15 protein-coding genes and 1 pseudogene are annotated in these 16,335 nt (G+C 66.5%); 12 read left to right on the top strand and 4 right to left on the bottom strand.

Annotated features, from left to right (window positions below):
• Window positions 1-72: 72 nt before the first annotated feature.
• Both F1735_RS37580 and F1735_RS29670 read right to left on the bottom strand, forming a co-directional pair.
• Window positions 73-201 (bottom strand): hypothetical protein, encoded by a 129-nt coding sequence (locus F1735_RS37580; protein ID WP_267876709.1) that lies wholly within the window; start codon window positions 199-201, stop codon window positions 73-75.
• The gene (locus F1735_RS29670) at window positions 198-1,019 is read right to left on the bottom strand and encodes a PEP-CTERM sorting domain-containing protein (protein WP_167240271.1); all 822 of its coding nucleotides are present in this window, start codon (window positions 1,017-1,019) and stop codon (window positions 198-200) included. Before F1735_RS29670 ends, F1735_RS37580 begins: the two co-directional genes overlap by 4 nt.
• Window positions 1,020-1,196: 177 nt before the next feature.
• Here F1735_RS29670 and dgoD point away from each other — a divergent pair, with 177 nt between their 5' ends.
• From dgoD to F1735_RS29610, 12 genes are all read left to right on the top strand, one after another.
• On the top strand, window positions 1,197-2,345 hold the full coding sequence (gene dgoD / locus F1735_RS29665) for a galactonate dehydratase (RefSeq protein ID WP_167240270.1): 1,149 nt from the start codon (window positions 1,197-1,199) through the stop codon (window positions 2,343-2,345).
• Window positions 2,346-2,411: 66 nt separating this feature from the next.
• Window positions 2,412-2,804 (top strand): SMP-30/gluconolactonase/LRE family protein, encoded by a 393-nt coding sequence (locus tag F1735_RS29660; protein ID WP_373888601.1) that lies wholly within the window; start codon window positions 2,412-2,414, stop codon window positions 2,802-2,804.
• A 38-nt stretch (window positions 2,805-2,842) separates the two neighbouring features.
• Window positions 2,843-3,829 carry a substrate-binding domain-containing protein gene (locus F1735_RS29655; protein WP_167240269.1) on the top strand — a complete coding sequence of 329 codons (987 nt, stop codon included), beginning with the start codon at window positions 2,843-2,845 and terminating at the stop codon, window positions 3,827-3,829.
• A 6-nt stretch (window positions 3,830-3,835) separates the two neighbouring features.
• Window positions 3,836-5,392, top strand: coding sequence for an L-arabinose ABC transporter ATP-binding protein AraG (araG, locus tag F1735_RS29650; protein ID WP_167240268.1), 1,557 nt, complete (start codon window positions 3,836-3,838; stop codon window positions 5,390-5,392).
• Window positions 5,389-6,375, top strand: coding sequence for an L-arabinose ABC transporter permease AraH (gene araH / locus F1735_RS29645; protein ID WP_167240267.1), 987 nt, complete (start codon window positions 5,389-5,391; stop codon window positions 6,373-6,375). Before araG ends, araH begins: the two co-directional genes overlap by 4 nt.
• 113 nt (window positions 6,376-6,488) lie before the next feature.
• Window positions 6,489-7,451, top strand: coding sequence for a LysR substrate-binding domain-containing protein (locus F1735_RS29640; protein WP_167240266.1), 963 nt, complete (start codon window positions 6,489-6,491; stop codon window positions 7,449-7,451).
• Between the two features lie 251 nt (window positions 7,452-7,702).
• Window positions 7,703-8,578: a 2-dehydro-3-deoxygalactonokinase gene (locus tag F1735_RS29635; protein ID WP_167240265.1), complete on the top strand. Its 876-nt coding sequence runs from the start codon at window positions 7,703-7,705 to the stop codon at window positions 8,576-8,578.
• Between the two features lie 17 nt (window positions 8,579-8,595).
• Complete coding sequence (locus F1735_RS29630) at window positions 8,596-9,219, top strand: 2-dehydro-3-deoxy-6-phosphogalactonate aldolase (protein ID WP_167240264.1); 624 nt, start codon at window positions 8,596-8,598, stop codon at window positions 9,217-9,219.
• Between the two features lie 47 nt (window positions 9,220-9,266).
• A complete protein-coding gene (locus F1735_RS29625) occupies window positions 9,267-10,031 on the top strand; it encodes an SDR family NAD(P)-dependent oxidoreductase (RefSeq protein WP_229506027.1) in 765 nt (254 codons plus the stop codon).
• Between the two features lie 190 nt (window positions 10,032-10,221).
• On the top strand, window positions 10,222-12,753 hold the full coding sequence (locus F1735_RS29620) for a hybrid sensor histidine kinase/response regulator (protein WP_167240262.1): 2,532 nt from the start codon (window positions 10,222-10,224) through the stop codon (window positions 12,751-12,753).
• Between the two features lie 156 nt (window positions 12,754-12,909).
• The gene (locus F1735_RS29615; protein ID WP_167240261.1) at window positions 12,910-13,872 is read left to right on the top strand and encodes a diacylglycerol/lipid kinase family protein; all 963 of its coding nucleotides are present in this window, start codon (window positions 12,910-12,912) and stop codon (window positions 13,870-13,872) included.
• A gap of 108 nt (window positions 13,873-13,980) precedes the next feature.
• Window positions 13,981-14,658: a two pore domain potassium channel family protein gene (locus tag F1735_RS29610; protein ID WP_167240260.1), complete on the top strand. Its 678-nt coding sequence runs from the start codon at window positions 13,981-13,983 to the stop codon at window positions 14,656-14,658.
• On the opposite strand, the gene F1735_RS29605 is transcribed toward F1735_RS29610, so the two are convergent.
• Together F1735_RS29605 and F1735_RS36920 are read right to left on the bottom strand one after the other, a co-directional pair.
• Complete coding sequence (locus tag F1735_RS29605; RefSeq protein ID WP_167240259.1) at window positions 14,655-16,076, bottom strand: aminotransferase-like domain-containing protein; 1,422 nt, start codon at window positions 16,074-16,076, stop codon at window positions 14,655-14,657. The genes F1735_RS29610 and F1735_RS29605 overlap by 4 nt on opposite strands.
• A 138-nt stretch (window positions 16,077-16,214) precedes the next feature.
• Window positions 16,215-16,335: pseudogene (locus F1735_RS36920) on the bottom strand (IS630 family transposase); the annotation flags it as partial.

The following is a 16,335-nucleotide window of genomic DNA, read 5'->3' as shown; positions in this document are numbered from 1 at the left end:
CGTCCTGGGTAAGCACAATCTCCGTCGCAATTCGCATTAGCTTTCTCCTGGTTGATGCACAAGAATAGCGCCTCATCCGCGATATTTCAATACGAAGCACTGAGAATGCAACACTACACTAGCGCTGCCGCCGGCGCCATGCATCGCGCCGCTGCTCATGCCGTCCGTATTTTCCGTATTTTCCGATTGCATTGATTTCATGCTGTCTTCCTTCCGGTTCGTTGATCGACTTCCTGCCCAGCTCCGTGTGTACGGAGTGCGTACGCAGGCCTGGTAAAAGTATCGTGGTATTTCCAGTGGGAACTTTTGACGGGGATGCAAGGGGGGCACTGCCGTATTCGGATACGGACATAAAAATACCAATCAAATCCGCCGTTGCGATAGCCTGCTGTCAAAAAATGCCACGGCGGCAAGGCGCGCCGCCGCAGGCCCAGCATGCCGATGAGGCCCAGGCCGACCAGTGCCAGCGAGGCAGGCTCGGGCGCCCCTGCGGGCGGCACCGTGACCTCCGCCTGGCTCAGGGAAAAACTCAAGTCGTTGAATTCGTACGGCCCGCCGCGCAAGTCCTCGAAGCTGACCAGCGTGACATCCGGCGTCCAGTTCGCCTGCGCGCGCGCATGGGAACGGCGGTCGCCATTGCGGCTGGCCTTGCCCGAGAAAAAATCGCGCCCCGTATTGTGGACATGCAGCCGAAACACCAGTTCGCTGCCGGCCGCAAACCGGCCCAGGTCGAGCGTCTTGCCCACCGGCGTGCTGCGATTGTTAAACATGAACACGTCGTTGTTGTCGACCCCGTCATCGGTGAACAGGTACACATCGTCCACATACTCGGCCGAGCTGCCCAGGTAGGTCGCCACCACGGGGCCCGGGCCTGTCGCCAGCACGGCCAGGCCTTCGGTGCCGCTGCTGGCGATGGGAATGGCGTGCGCCGCGCCGGGCATGGCCAGCCCGGCGATGGCCGCAGTGCAGGCAAGCGATGAATGAAGTAATGAACGAAGTAATGAATGACGTAACTTCATGCCCATGAACTCCTCTTGAAACGGTGGTCCACGCCGTCGATCGGATGGCCCATCATAGGCAGGCGGACAGCTGATGCATAGCTATGCGATTTGCGTATAGCTTTTTCGCGAATATTCATATTTCGGGGGTGCTTCGCAAGCTTAGACTCCTTGTCATCCTTGACTAATGGCTAAGCAATGAAAATCATCAAACTGACGACGTACCGGGTTCCGCCGCGCTGGATGCTGCTCAAGATCGAGACAGACGAAGGCATCGTCGGCTGGGGCGAACCCGTGATCGAAGGGCGCGCGCGCACGGTCGAAGCGGCCGTTCACGAGATGACGCCATTGTTGATCGGCCAGGATCCGGGCCGCATCAACGACCTGTGGCAAGCCATGTACCGCGGCGGCTTTTACCGGGGCGGCGCGATCTTGATGAGCGCCATCGCCGGCATCGACCAGGCCCTGTGGGACATCAAGGGCAAGGCGCTCGGCGTGCCGGTCTACGACCTGCTGGGCGGCCGGGTGCGCGACAAGATGAAAATGTACAGCTGGGTCGGCGGCGACCGTCCGCTTGACGTCATCGCCGGCATCCGCAAGCTGCGCGAAGTCGGCATCGACACCTTCAAGATGAACGGCACCGAAGAACTGCGGATGTTGGACAGCGCGCGCGCGGTCGACCAGGCGGTCGGGCGCATCGCCGAGATCCGCGAAGCGTTCGGCAACGACATCGAATTCGGGATCGACTTCCACGGCCGCGTGGCCGCCCCGATGGCCAAGGTGCTGCTGCGCGCGCTCGAACCCTACCGCCCCCTGTTCGTCGAAGAGCCGGTGCTGGCCGAGCAGGCCGAGTATTACCCGCGCCTGGCCGAAGCGACCTCGATCCCGCTGGCGGCCGGCGAGCGCATGTACTCGCGCTTCGAATTCAAGCGCGTGCTCGAACAGGGCGGCCTGGCGATCCTGCAGCCCGACCTGTCGCACGCCGGCGGCATTACCGAATGCGTCAAGATCGCAGCCATGGCCGAAGCCTACGATGTCGCCGTGGCGCCGCATTGCCCGCTCGGCCCGGTGGCGCTGGCGGCCTGCCTGCAGCTCGATTTCGTATCGCACAACGCCGTGCTGCAGGAGCAGAGCATGGGCATCCACTACAACGAGGGCGCCGAACTGCTCGACTACGTCATCAACAAGGAAGACTTCTGCATGGACGGCGGTTACATCGCCGCGTTGACCCGCCCGGGCCTGGGCGTGGAAGTCGACGAAGAACGCGTGATCGAAGCGAGCAAGAACGCGCCCGACTGGCGTAATCCCTTGTGGCGCCACGAGGACGGCAGCGTCGCCGAGTGGTAGCCATGCCCGCGTCATCGTCGTGGTGCTCGCTGAAGGCCTTGGCGCAGCCATCGCGCCTGTCGCACCATCCCGGGCGCCATCTGCTTTAGCGCCGACGGCCGGCGCATGTTCTTCGCCGACGCCCGCGCCAGCCGGATCATGGCCTGCGATTACGATGCCGAAGCGGGCGGCGTGGGCGCGCCCGAGGTGTTCGCGCAGCTCGAGGCCGGACGCGGCCCGCGCGGCGCGGCGCTCGACCTGGATGGCTGCCTGTGGAGCGCCCAGGCCGGCCAGCTGCTGCGCTACGCACCGGATGGCAAGGTAGTGCAGCGCATTGCGCACGATTGCACCAGTATCGCCTTTGGCGGCGCCGGCCTGACGCAGCTCGCCGCCGTTGGCGCGGGCGGCTTGTTTACCGTCCCTGTTCCCGGCGTCGCGGGTCAGGCAGACAGTCCGTTCGACGATCTTCGACCGCAATAAATACATTCATAAGCAACCAATAACAACAGGAGACCACCATGAAATTACGCACCTTTGCAAAACTCGCCGCCGCCGCCCTGGTGACCTGCGCTGTCGGCGCCGCCCACGCGGCCGATCCGGTCAAGATCGGCTTCCTGGTCAAGCAGGCCGAGGAACCGTGGTTCCAGGATGAATGGCGTTTCGCCGAGCAGGCCGCCAAGGACAAGGGCTTCACCCTGATCAAGATCGGCATTCCGAACGGCGAAAAAATGATCGCCGCGATCGACAACCTGGCCGCCCAGAAAGCCCAGGGCTTCGTCATCTGCGCGCCCGACGTCAAGCTGGGCAAGGCGGTCGAACGCGCCGCCTCGCGCAACAAGATGAAAGTCATCTCGGTCGACGACCGCCTGCTGGACGGCGCCGGCAAGCCGCTGGCGTCGGTGCCGCACATGGGTATTTCGGGCTACGAAATCGGCAAGCAGGTGGGCGCCGGGCTGGTTGCCGAAATCAAGGCGCGCGGCTGGAATCCGGCCGAAGTCGGGGTCCTGCGGGTGGCCTACGACCAGCTGCCGACGGCCAAGGAGCGCACCATGGGCGCGGTCGACACGCTGAAAGCGGCCGGCGTACCGGCGGCCAACGTGATCGACGCCACCCAGGCGAAGACCGATACCGAGTCGGCTTTCAACGCCGCCAACATCGCCTACACCAAGCAGCCGCGCTTCAAGAAGTGGGTCGCGGTGGCCTTGAACGACGAATCGGTGATGGGCGCGGTGCGCGCCGCCGAAGGGCGCGGCATGCGCGCCGACGCCATGATCGGCATCGGCATCGGCGGCAGCAAGACGGCGCAGAACGAATTCGCCAAGCCGCAGCCGACCGGGTTCTTCGGCACCGTGATGATCAGCCCGAAACGCCACGGTTACGAAACCGCCGCCAAGCTGTACGACTGGATCGCCAGCAACAAGGTCCCGGCGGCGGAAACGCTCACCGCCGGCATGCTGATGACGCGCGCCAATGCCGACAAGGTGCGCGCCGAGATGGGGCAGTGATCGACGATGTCCGCCTATCTCCAGTTTGACCAGGTCTCGAAGCACTTCCCCGGCGTGATCGCGCTCGGGGGCGTGAGCTTCGAGGCCCATGCCGGAACCGTGCATGGCCTGCTGGGCGAAAACGGCGCCGGCAAGTCGACCCTGCTCAAGATCCTGGGCGGGCAGTACCGCCCGGACGGCGGGCGCCTGCTGCTGGGCGGGCGCGAAGTGCGCTTCGCTTCGGCCAGCGACGCCATCGCCGCCGGGGTGTCGATCATCCACCAGGAACTGCAGTATGTGCCCGAGCTGACCGTGGCCGAGAATGTCCTGCTGGGCCGCATGCCGACCCGCATGGGCTTTCTCGACAAGGGCGCCGCCAACCGGCTGGTGGCGGAGCGGCTGGCCAGGATCGGCGTCGAGCTCGACCCGAATGCGCGCCTGGCCGACCTGTCGATCGCGCAGCGCCAGATGGTCGAAATCTGCAAGGCCGTGATGCAGGACGCCCAGGTCATCGCCTTCGATGAACCCACCAGCAGCCTGTCGCACCGCGAAACGGAGATCCTGTTCCGCCTGGTGCGCGAGCTGCGCGCCGAAGGGCGCACCCTGATTTACATTTCGCACCGGCTGGAAGAACTGTACGCGCTGTGCGACGCCTGCACCATCTTCCGCGACGGGCGCAAGGTCGCCACCCACCCGGTCATGGCCGACGTGCCGCGCGAGCGCCTGATCAGCGACATGGTCGGGCGTGAACTGAGCGACATCTACGACTACCGCGCACGGGAGTTGGGCGCCGAGCGCCTGGTGGTGCGCGGCATGGCCGATGGGTGCGACTTTTCCGTGCGCGCCGGCGAAGTGCTGGGCTTTTTTGGCCTGGTCGGCGCCGGGCGCAGCGAATTGATGCGCCAGATGTACGGCGCCGACCAGCGCCTGCCCGGCACTGTGCTGCTCGACGGCGTGGCGGTGCCGATGGGCGGGCCGTCGGCGGCGATTGCCGCCGGCATCGTCCTGTGTCCGGAAGACCGCAAGGAGCAGGGCATCCTGGCCCAGTCCTCGGTGGCCGAGAACATCAACATCAGCTGCCGCCGCCATGCGCTGCTGGGCGGGATCTTCCTGCGCCATGCGCGCGAGGCGGCGCTGGCCGACGAATTCATCGCCCGCCTGCGCATCAAGACCCCCAGCCGCGAGCAGGAAATCCGCCTGCTTTCGGGCGGCAACCAGCAGAAAGTGATCCTGGCGCGCTGGCTGGCCGAACCGGACCTGAAGGTGCTGGTGCTGGACGAACCGACGCGCGGCATCGATGTGGGCGCCAAGAACGATATCTACCGCATCATCCACGAGGTGGCCGCGCGCGGCTGCTGCGTGATCGTCATTTCGAGCGAACTGCCCGAAGTGCTGGGCATCGCCGACCGCGTGGCGGTGATGCGCGACGGCCGCATCGTGGGCGAACTGGCGCGCGCCAGCGCCGACGAACAAGCGGTGCTGCGCCTGGCGCTGCCGGACACGCTGCCAGATATCGGCAATCAGACGAACGATAACGACAACAACGGCGACAACGCCGATACCACCTCCCGGAGAACCGCATGAGCACCATCCCAGTCACCCACGGCGGCGCCCCGGCGCTGGCCAGGCGCCAGCGCGCGCTCCTGATCGAATACAGCATGCCGCTGGCCTACGCGCTGCTGTTCGCCGTGCTGGCGGCCACGGTCGATCACTTCTTCTCGGTCGCCAACGTGGTCGGCCTGATGCTGTCGGTCGCGCAGATCGGCATGGTCGCCTGCACCATGATGCTGTGCCTGGCCTCGCGCGACTTCGACCTGTCGGTCGGCTCCACCGTCGCCTTTGCCGGCGTGCTCGGGGCGATGGTCCTGGAACGCAGCGGCAGCGTCACCCTGGCCGTCGGCGCGGGCCTGGGCGCGGGCGCCTTGATCGGCGCCGGCAACGGCGTGCTCATTGCCTACCTGCGCGTCAATGCGCTGATCGCCACCCTGGCCACCATGCTGATGGTGCGCGGACTGGCGTTTATCGCCTCGCAAGGGCAGGCGGTCGGGATCAATTCCGACGCCTTCATCGCCTTTGGCGACGCCCAGGTGCTCGGCCTGCCGCTGCCGGTGCTGGTGGCGGGCGCCTGCTTCCTGGTGTTCGGGGTGCTGCTCAATCATACGGTCTTCGGACGCAATACCCTGGCCATCGGCGGCAATCCGGAAGCGGCGCGCCTGGCGGGGGTCAAGGTCGAGCAGCTGCGCGTCTGGATCTTTTTGCTGCAAGGGCTGGTCACCGCGCTGGCGGGCCTGATCCTGGCGTCGCGCATCACCAGCGGCCAGCCGAATGCGGCGCAAGGGTTCGAGCTCGATGTGATTTCGGCCTGCGTGCTGGGGGGCGTGTCGCTGCAGGGCGGCAAGGCGCGCATTTTCGGGGTGCTGATCGGGGTGCTGATCATGGGGACCGTGGAAAACGTGATGAACCTGCTCAATGTCGATTCCTTCTACCAGTACCTGGTGCGCGGCGCGATCCTGCTGGCGGCGGTGCTGCTGGACCAGTTGAAAACGCGCGGGGAATGGCGGACGTAAAATGCGGTGCGGAGGGCGGCGGCGTGGACCAGCGCTGAGATAGGAGGTCATACATGTTGACGTTTTAGCCATTGCACATATATGATCGACATCCCCGACCCCGACAGCCACCCATGCCCGATCCACGCTCCGACCGATTTGTCCGCTCGCACCTCAAAACCCGCCATCTGGTGCTGCTGGTGGAACTGGGCCGGCACGGCTCCATCATGCATGCGGCCCAGGCCGCGAACCTGACCCAGCCCGCCGCCTCCAAGCTGCTCGGCGAACTTGAACACGCGCTCGGCGTGCAGTTGTTCGAGCGCCTGCCGCGCGGCGTGGCGCCGACCTGGTACGGCCAGGTGCTGATCCGCCGCGCCGGCGCCGCCCTGGCCGAAATGGACGCCGCCCACCAGGAAGTCATGGAACTGCTCTCCGGCCTGCGCGGCCGGGTCGACGTGGGCACCGTGCTCACGCCGTCCACCCGCCTGGTGCCGGAGGCGGTCAACCTGCTCAAGGCGCGCCACGCGCGCGTGCATGTCTCGATCAGCGTCGATACCAGCAAGATCCTGGTGCAGCGCCTGCGCGCCGGCGAACTCGATCTGGTGGTCGGGCGCATTCTCGACACCGGGGCCGCCGCCGAACTGCACTTCGAGCCGGTCACCGACGAACCGCACAGCCTGATCGCGCGCGCCGGCCATCCCTTGGCCGGGCGCACCGGCCTGACGCTGGACGAACTGGCGCGCCAGGGCTGGATCTTGCCGCCCAACGGCAGCATTTTGCGCGACCGCCTGACCGCCTTGTTCCTCGCGCGCGGCCTCGAGCCGCCGGCCGAAACGGTCGAAACGCTGGCCCTGCCGGTCATCGCGCACCTGCTCACCGGCAGCGACATGGTGGTGGCGCTGCCGCTGGAACTGGTGCAGCCTTACCTGCAAACGGGCCTGCTGACCGTGCTGCCGTTCGACCTGGGCATCCGCATGGACATGTACGGCATCATCACGCGCCGTCACCACCAGCTCTCGCCGGGGGCCGAGAGCATGCTGGCCACGATGCGCGAAGTGGCGGCGCTGCGCTATCCGAAAGCGAGCTCATCTATATGATTCCGGCATGCCAATTTCTGAATAAGCAATTGGAATGAACTCCCCGGACCCGGTAGCATCGTCCTCATGCGCCGGCGGCGCGTTGTCGTTCGCTGGAGCGCACGCCGGTGAAACTTTGGCGGCGTTTTGCTGTCGATACGCTGACCAGGCGCACCATCGCCCGCACCGGCGCGGACATTCCGCAAGCGGGGGGCTGCCGGCGCCGAATGGCGCCCGCAGCCCCGCTCGTCGTACCTATCATAAGGGGAAGCATGCACACGCAATTACTTGGAATCGACTGGGGAAGCAGCAACCGCAGGGCCTACCTGGTCCGGCGCGACGGCAAATGCCTTGCCCGCCATGCCGATGACCAGGGCATGCTGGCTGTCGGCGGCGACTTCGCCGGCGCGCTGGCCAGCCTGCGCGAACGGATGGGCGTGGCGCCCGGCGTGGCGGTCGTGATGTCGGGCATGGTCGGCTCGGCCAGCGGCTGGCAGGAAGTGCCCTATCTCGACACCAACGTCCCGCTGACCGGCTTGCCGGCCCACCTGGCTGGCGTGGCAGGCCACCCCGGCTGCTTCATCGTGCCCGGCTACTGCACCCGCGACGGCGCGGTGGACGTGATGCGCGGCGAAGAGACGCAACTGCTCGGCGCGGTCGGGCGCGGCCTGCTCGATGGCTGGGTAGTGCTGCCCGGCACCCACAGCAAGTGGGTCTACTTGCGCGCCGGCAAGGTCGACCAGCTGGTGACCTATATGACCGGCGAACTGTTCTCGATGCTGGCCGCCGGCGGCACCCTGGCCGCGCTGATGGCCGGCGCGCTTGACGACGACAGCGCCTTCGCCGCCGGCCTGCAGGAAGCGCGGCGCGCGCGAGCGCTGTCGAACGCGCTGTTCGGCGCGCGTGCGCGCGTGGTGTCGAAAACGATGGCGGCGGCGCAGGCGCGTTCCTTTGTGAGCGGCCTGCTGATCGGCGCCGAATTCGTGGCCGCGCAGGGCCACGCCGACGGCGCCATCGATATCATCGGCTCGCCGCTGCTCGCCGCGCACTACGAGCGCGCGGCCGCGCACTTCGGCATGCCGGCGCGCGTACACGACCCCGACGACGTTTACCTGGCCGCGCTGGCCTATTTTTTCGAAAGCGTTTAGTGATGGACACGACTATCATGGATACCACTCAATTCAACCCACCCCTGGTCGCCATCTTGCGCGGCCTGCAAGAAAACGAAGCCGAAGCGGCCGGCGCGGCCTTGTTCGGGGCCGGCTTTCGCCTGCTCGAAGTGCCGCTCAACCGCCCCGGCGCGCTCGCATCGATCGCGCTGCTGGCGCGCATGGCGCCGGCCGGCGCCATCGTCGGTGGCGGCACCATGCTCAGCGTGGCGGACGTGGAGGCGGTACACGCGGCCGGCGGGCGCATGCTGGTCGCGCCGAACTGCAACGCGCAAGTGATCGCGCGCGCCGCCGCCCTCGGCATGCTGTGCGCGCCCGGCGTGGCCACGCCGAGCGAAGCGTTCGATGCGCTCGGCGCCGGCGCCCACGCGCTCAAGATCTTTCCGGCCGAGATGGTCGGCCACGCCGGCCTGAAAGCCTTCAAGACCGTGCTGCCGCCGGGTACGCCCCTGTGGCCGGTCGGCGGCGTCACGCCGGACACGATGGCCGATTGGGTCGCGGCCGGGGCCACCGGGTTCGGCATCGGCGGGGCCTTGTATTCGGCCGGTACCACGCCCGAGATCCTCAGCTCGCGCGCGCAAGCGTTTGTCGACGCCTGGCGCGCCACGCAGGCAGATTAGTCAGACCGTCAACCTCAAGATCAACACGTATGAAAGCAGGAACCCTCATGGAATTTGCGAACTATCCCAGCCTGGCCGGCAAAGCCGTTTTCGTCACCGGCGGCGGCTCCGGCATCGGGGCCGATATCGTGGCCGCTTTTGCGCGCCAGGGCGCGCGCGTGGCCTTTGCCGACCGCGACATCGCCTCGTCCACCGAACTGGTCGACGGCCTGGCCGGCGCCGTTGCGCACACGCCGTACTTCATCGGCTGCGACCTGTCCGACATCGATGCGCTGCGCGCCAGCGTCAAGGCGGCCGGCGAGCAGCTGGGCGACTTCGATGTGCTGGTCAATAACACCGCCAACGACGAGCGCCACGACTTTTTGCACGTCACGCCGGAGTATTTCGACGCCAAGATGGCGATCAACCTGAAGGTCGCATTCTTCGCGGCCCAGGCGGTGATCGAAGGCATGCAGCGGCGCGGCGGCGGCGCCATCATCAACCTCGGCTCGACCGGCTGGAAGAACAAGGTGGCCGGCTACCCGGTGTACGCCACGGCCAAGTCGGCCGTGAACGGCCTCACGCGCAGCCTGGCGCGCGAGTACGGCAAGCGCGGCATCCGCGTCAACACGCTCACGCCGGGCTGGGTGATGACCCCGCGCCAGCTCGACAAATGGGTGGACCCGGCCGGCGAGCGCGCCATGGATGACAAGCAATGCTTGCCAGGGCGCATCGTCGGCGCCGACGTGGCCAGCATGGCGCTGTTTTTGGGCGCGCATGACAGCCGCATGATCACGGCCCAGGAATTCGTGGTCGACGCCGGCTGGACCTGATGCGGTGTCAACGGTGCGCCACGTTGTGGATACTGCAAGTTAAAATCGCTGATATACCGTCCCGGTGTTGCCGGCTTGCCTTGACCGGACAAAACGGACGGTGCATGCTTTCACAATAATGTTACGATGGCATGCGCCAGGCGGAGCGCATGCCACCCGTCGTTATCGGCGACAACCAAGCGGGTACTGGATGCGTTTGACATTTGACTTCCTCTCCAACGGCGGTGAACTCGGCGCCCTGATGCGCGCCAAGGACTGGAGCGCGACGCCGCTCGGGCCACCCGAACAATGGCCGACGTTGCTCAAGAGCACGATCCGGCTGATCCTCACGTCCAGCCACCCGATGTTCCTGTGGTGGGGCAAGGACCTGGTGCAGTTCTACAACGACGCCTATCGCCAGACCATGGGGCCGGAACGTCATCCGGGCGCCTTGGGCGGCTGCGGGCGAGAGTGCTGGGAAGAAATCTGGCCCATCATCGGCCCCCAGATCGCACTGGTCATGAACGGCGGCGGCAGCACCTGGAACGAAGACCAGCTGGTGCCGGTCACGCGCCACGGCAGGCGCGAGGATGTCTGGTGGACCTACGGCTACAGCCCGATCGAGGACCATGACGGCGTCCACGGCGTGTTGGTGGTGTGCAACGACGTGACCGCCCAGCACAAGGCCAAAGCCGCGCTCGAGCGCATGAACCTGGCCCTGACCGAACAGATCGCGCAGCGCGAGCACGCGCAGCGGCATGAAGCGATCCAGACCTCGCAGCGCCTGCGCGCCGAACAAGCCCTGCGCGAACAGCGCGAAGCCGAATCCATGCGCCTGCGCCTGCTGTTCGAGCAGGCCCACGGCTTTATCTGCATCCTGCGCGGGCCGGAGCATGTGTTTGAATTCGTCAATTCGGCCTACCTGCGCCTGGTAGGCCAGCGTGCGCTGACCGGCAACAGCGTGCGCGAAGCGCTGCCGGAGATGGTGGAGCAGGGATTTGTCGAGCTGCTCGATGGCGTGTATGCCAGCGGCATGCCGTACAAGGCGGGCGACCTGCGCATCGAACTGCGCCAGGCGCCCGACAGCGCGCCGACCCACGCCTACATCGACTTCGTGTACCAGCCGATCCTGGAAAACGGCGCTGTCAGCGGCATTTTCGTGCAGGGTTTCGACGTGACCGACCGCTGCATGGCGCGCCAGGCCTTGCAGCGCAGCGAGCTGCGCCTGAAGGAAGGGCTGACAGTGGCGCGCATGGTGGTGTGGGACTGGGACCTGGACAGCAACGATGTGGTGTTTTCGGACAATGCGCCCGAACTGTTCGGCGCCAGCTGGACCAATATGCGCCAGGTATGGCACTGTTTCGACCCCGACGACCTGACACGGATGGAACTTGCGCGCAGCGAGGCACTCCAATGTCATGGAAGCTATGGCGATGTGGTGCGTCTGCGCCGGCCGGACAATGGCCAGCTTGTCTGGTTGCAGGTGTACGGCACCGTGGTCTCGGACGAGGCCGGCAATGCCAGGCGCATACGCGGCGTGTCGATCGATGTCAGTGCCCGCAAGCGTGCGGAGGAATCCTTGCGTGAGGCGGGGCGCCACAAAGATGAATTTTTGGCGATGCTGTCGCACGAACTGCGCAACCCGCTGGCGCCGATTCGTTCCGCAGCGCATTTGCTGGGCATGGCGCCGGACAATATTTCCCGGGTGAAGATGTCGAGTGTCATCATCGAACGCCAGGTCAATCATATGACCAGCCTGATCAACGACCTGCTTGATGTGTCGCGGGTCAACACCGGACTGGTGGTGCTCGACAAGGAGGTGATCGACCTGCACCAGGTGGTGCAGGAATCGGTAGAGCAGACCGAGCCGCTCATCAGCGAGCGCGGCCACGAGTTGCGCCTGGACGTGCCGGCCGAGGGCGTGGTGGCGGTGATGGGCGACCGCAAGCGACTGGTACAGGTGCTGACCAACCTGCTGCACAACGCGGCCAAGTACACGCCTGCCGGCGGGCGCATCGCGCTCGAGGTCAGCCATCATGGCGACACGGTCGAGTTGCACGTGCGTGACAACGGCATCGGTGTCGAGGCGCTGCTGATGCCGCATATTTTTGACTTGTTCACGCAAGAAAAGCGCTCGTCCGACCGCTCGCAGGGCGGGCTCGGCCTGGGGCTGGCGCTGGTGCGCAGCCTGGTGCTGCTGCATGGCGGGCACGTGACGGCGGCCAGTCCGGGGCCGGGGGAGGGGGCGACCTTTTCGGTGTACCTGCAAAAGCACGCGCTGGCCGGCAGCGCCGGCGCGGCCTGTCGCGGACCCGGCAGCCATGCGGGCGAGGGCTTGCGCCTGATGCTGGTCGACGACAACAAGGACGCCGCCAACGCCATGGCCATGGTGCTCGAATCGGCCGGCCACGTGGTCATGGTCGAGCACGATCCGCTGCGCGCGCTGGAAAGCGTGGGCAACTTTGCGCCCGACGCCTGCCTGCTCGATATCGGCCTGCCCGGCATGGATGGCAACGAACTGGCGCGCCGGCTCAGGGCCACCGTACACGCGCGCGCGGCCACCTTGATCGCCGTGACCGGCTACGGCAACAAGTACGACAAGGCCAGCGCGGTACAGGCCGGCTTCGACCATTATTTCGTCAAGCCGACCAACACCGCCGAGCTGATCGGCGTGCTGGCCAGCATCAAGCCGGTGCCGCGCGCAAGCCAGGCTTCGCCCGTTGCGGAGCGGATCGAGGGCTGACGCCGGCTTGACGATACAGGACCGGCTGGTAGGGCGCATCGGGCGGGGCTTGCGTCGCTGACGAACCCGCTCGGGACACCCGCGCAATCGTATTGAAAACGCAATTTTCCGCGCGGGTGATAAAGTTTCGCATCATTGAACTCCAGGTCAGCCCCCATGCCCGCGCCGCTATTTATCATTCTCAACGCCGGTTCCGGCCACGCCGAAACCGAACTCCAGCGCACCACCATCGAAGACCTGCTCACCGCTGCCGGGCGGCCATTCGAACTGGCCGTGGTGGACCAGGCGGGCGAGCTGGGCGACATTGCGCGGCACATGGCCGCGCGCGCGTGCCAGAGCGCAGGCGTGCTCGTTGCCGCCGGCGGCGACGGCACCATCAACACGGTGGCGCGCCAGGCGGTCGAGAGCGGCTGCCAGTTCGGCGTGCTACCGCAAGGCACTTTCAATTATTTCGGCCGCACCCACAGCATTCCGGAAGACCTGGGCGAGGCCGTGCGGGCGCTGCTGACGGCACGGGTGGAGCCGGTGCAGGTGGGGCTGGTCAACGAGCGCGTATTCCTGGTCAACGCCAGCATCGGCCTGTACCCCACCTTGCTCGAAGAGCGCGAGATCGACAAGAAGCAATACGGACGCAGCCGGCTGGTAGCCATGCTGTCGGCCCTGAAAACGGTGCTCGGATCGTACCGGCACCTGCACATCAACGTCGAGCTCGATGGCAAGACGCGCACCCTGCGCACGCCCACCCTGTTCGTCGGCAACAACCGTTTGCAGATGGAGCAAGTCGGCTTCGCCCCGCTGGCCGAGCGCATCGACGATGGCAAGCTGGCCGCGCTGGCGCCCCAGCCAGTGGGCAAGTTCGGCATGCTGGCCTTGCTGGCGCGCGGCGCGCTCGGGCGTCTGAGCGAGGCCCCCAACCTGCACGCCTTCGGCCTGACCCGCATGACCGTCAGGCAGCGCGGCCTGGTCGGGCGGCGCCGCATGAAGGTCGCGATCGATGGCGAGGTGACGCAACTCGATGCGCCGCTGGTGTTTCGCGTGCTGGAAGGACAGTTGTTGCTGCTCAAGCCGGCGCCGGGCATGGGCCAGGCCGGTCGGGAAGACATGGCGCTGGCCTCCTGACCGTGGCCCGCTGCGCCTGGCGCGGCGCGGTTTTTCTGGCGCGGGCCCGCCAGCGCCCGTATTGGCTGGTCTACAATGCGTAGCTTGTCCGTATGAACCTGGTCGACCATGAACGCTCTTAAGCTGATGCGCAGCACCCACCGCCACCCGTCCGCCATCCTGCTGCTGGTGCAGCTGCTCGGGATGCTGCTGTATCCCCTCATCGAATCGACCCCGAGCGGGCTGGTGGTGTTCAACGCCTTCGGCATCATCGTGCTCGGATTTACCACCCACATGGTGCGCCGTACGCCCGGGCACGAGTGGGTCAGCGCCGGCATCGCCCTGCCGGTCATCGTGCTGCTGGTGCTGCAAATGATCTTCGGTCGCGAGACGCTGCTGCCCTGGTCGTCCGCGCTCGAAGCGCTGTTCTACTTTTACGCGGCGGCCAGCCTGATCGCCTACATGATGGAAGACCACCGCGCCACCACCGACGAACTGTTCGCCGCCGGCGCCACCTTCACCCTGATCGCCTGGGGCTTCACGCACCTGTTCGTGCTGGTGCAGGCCCTGCACCCGGGGACTTACGCGGCGGCCATCAACGCCGCCGACGCGCGCACCTGGACCGAACTCAATTACCTCAGCTTCGCGCTGCTCTCGAGCACCGGCATCGGCGACGTGATTCCGCTGACGGCGCAGGCGCGCGCGCTGGCCAGCGTCGAAATGTTCGTCGGCCTGATGTACCTGGCGGCGGTGGTGTCGCGCCTGATCGGCTTTACCCTGCAGCAGACCAAGGATGGCCGCGATTAAGTCGTCACGTGCGCGTGGACGATGCGCCCGAGCGTGGTCAGCGCCGCCTCGGCGCGCGCGTCCCACAGGTGGCCGTAGTTCAGGCGCAGGCAGTTCTCGAACCCCGGCTGGGGCGAAAAGATCGGTCCCGGCGCCACGCTGATGCCCTCGGCCAGCGCGGCGGCATGCACCGCCAGCGCATCGGCCGCGCCGGGCAACTCCAGCCATAACAGATAGCCGCCCTTGGGGCGCGTGACGCGCGTGCCCTCCGGGAAGTGGCGCCGCACGGCGTCCATGAACAGCGCCTGCTGCGCCGCCAGGGTGTGGCGCAGCAGGCGCAGATGGCGGTCGTAGCCGCCTTTTTCCAGGTACAGCGCCAGCGCGCCCTGGGCCGGCGCGCAGGTGGTCAAGGTGCTGGCCAGCTTCTGGCGCGCCACCTGGCGCGTAAAGCGGCCGGCCGCCACCCAGCCGACCCGGTAGCCGGGCGCCAGGCATTTCGAAAACGACGAACAGTGCATCACCAGGCCCTCGCTATCGAAGGCCTTGGCCGGCAGCGGGCGCTTGGCGCCGAAATACAGCTCGCCGAAGACATCGTCCTCGATCAGCGGCACCTGGTAGCGCGCCAGCAGGCGCACCAGGTCGCGTTTTTTCTCGTCGGGCATCAGGCTGCCCAGCGGATTCTGGAAGTTCGTCATCAGCCAGCAGGCTTTGGGGCGATGCCGTTCGAGCGCGCGTTCGGCTGCGGCCAGGTCCATGCCGTCGCGCGGGTGGGTCGGCACCGCGATCGCCTCCAGGCCCTGGCGCTCGATCGCCTGCAGCGAACCGTAGAAGGCGGGCGACTCGATCAGCACCGCGTCGCCGGGCCGCGCCACCGCCATCAGGCACAGGTTGAGCGCTTCGAGCGCGCCGTTGGTGACGACGATCTCGTCGGCGTGGACCGTCATGCCGTCGATCAGGTAGCGCAGCGACAGCTGGCGCCGCAAGCGCGCGTTGCCGGGGGTGAGATCGTCGACGCTGGCCCAGGGATCGAGTTGCTGCACGCTGGTACACATCAAGCGTGCCAGGCGCGCCAGCGGGAACAGCAGCGGGCTCGGAAAGGCCGAGCCGAACGGCACCACATCGCGCCGCATGGTTGTTTCGAGCAGGTCGAACACGCGCTCGCTCATGGCCAGTGGCAGCGCGTCTTCGGCGGGGCGCGAAGCGGTATCGGGCTCCGGCGGCAGGCGCCCGGCGCTGACGCTGACAAAATAGCCGGAGCGCTCGCGCGCCTGCACCAGGCCCTGGGCTTCGAGGGTGTAATAGGCCTCGAACACGGTGGCCGGGCTGACGCCGCGGCTGGCGCTGGTCTTGCGCACGGACGGCAGGCGGTCGCCGGGCTGCAGCGCGCCGCTCAGGATCGATTCGGAAATATCGCGCGCAAGCGCTTCGTAAAGTTTCATGGTGCAGCAACGGCCCGACGAAGCCGGTAAACGGAATGGCAGCATCTTAATGCAAATCGCCTGCGCCGGCCTTTCCGTCATCCAACGTTCCCCGCCCGCGCTCAGCGCTCCGACTGCACCCCGGGGTCAGAGCTTTAACTAGTGTAGTGTTGCATTCTGTTTGCCGCTTAAGCGGCTGTTGGCGCGAATTACCTTTTGCAGGATATCGCGCGCAGTTGCTGTCCAAATAAATGGCTTCGGATTGGCATTGTGGTGCGCG

This window comes from Massilia genomosp. 1 (assembly GCF_011682185.1).
Lineage (GTDB): Bacteria > Pseudomonadota > Gammaproteobacteria > Burkholderiales > Burkholderiaceae_D > Telluria_A > Telluria_A rubra.
This window is presented reverse-complemented; position numbering and strand designations above follow the sequence as displayed.

Coding starts and splice junctions, on each gene's coding strand:
- F1735_RS37580 (WP_267876709.1), bottom strand. CDS start 201: ATGAAATCAATGCAATCGGAAAATACGGAAAATACGGACGGCATGAGC.
- F1735_RS29670 (WP_167240271.1), bottom strand. CDS start 1,019: ATGAAGTTACGTCATTCATTACTTCGTTCATTACTTCATTCATCGCTT.
- dgoD (WP_167240270.1), top strand. CDS start 1,197: ATGAAAATCATCAAACTGACGACGTACCGGGTTCCGCCGCGCTGGATG.
- F1735_RS29655 (WP_167240269.1), top strand. CDS start 2,843: ATGAAATTACGCACCTTTGCAAAACTCGCCGCCGCCGCCCTGGTGACC.
- araG (WP_167240268.1), top strand. CDS start 3,836: ATGTCCGCCTATCTCCAGTTTGACCAGGTCTCGAAGCACTTCCCCGGC.
- araH (WP_167240267.1), top strand. CDS start 5,389: ATGAGCACCATCCCAGTCACCCACGGCGGCGCCCCGGCGCTGGCCAGG.
- F1735_RS29640 (WP_167240266.1), top strand. CDS start 6,489: ATGCCCGATCCACGCTCCGACCGATTTGTCCGCTCGCACCTCAAAACC.
- F1735_RS29635 (WP_167240265.1), top strand. CDS start 7,703: ATGCACACGCAATTACTTGGAATCGACTGGGGAAGCAGCAACCGCAGG.
- F1735_RS29630 (WP_167240264.1), top strand. CDS start 8,596: ATGGATACCACTCAATTCAACCCACCCCTGGTCGCCATCTTGCGCGGC.
- F1735_RS29625 (WP_229506027.1), top strand. CDS start 9,267: ATGGAATTTGCGAACTATCCCAGCCTGGCCGGCAAAGCCGTTTTCGTC.
- F1735_RS29620 (WP_167240262.1), top strand. CDS start 10,222: ATGCGTTTGACATTTGACTTCCTCTCCAACGGCGGTGAACTCGGCGCC.
- F1735_RS29615 (WP_167240261.1), top strand. CDS start 12,910: ATGCCCGCGCCGCTATTTATCATTCTCAACGCCGGTTCCGGCCACGCC.
- F1735_RS29610 (WP_167240260.1), top strand. CDS start 13,981: ATGAACGCTCTTAAGCTGATGCGCAGCACCCACCGCCACCCGTCCGCC.
- F1735_RS29605 (WP_167240259.1), bottom strand. CDS start 16,076: ATGAAACTTTACGAAGCGCTTGCGCGCGATATTTCCGAATCGATCCTG.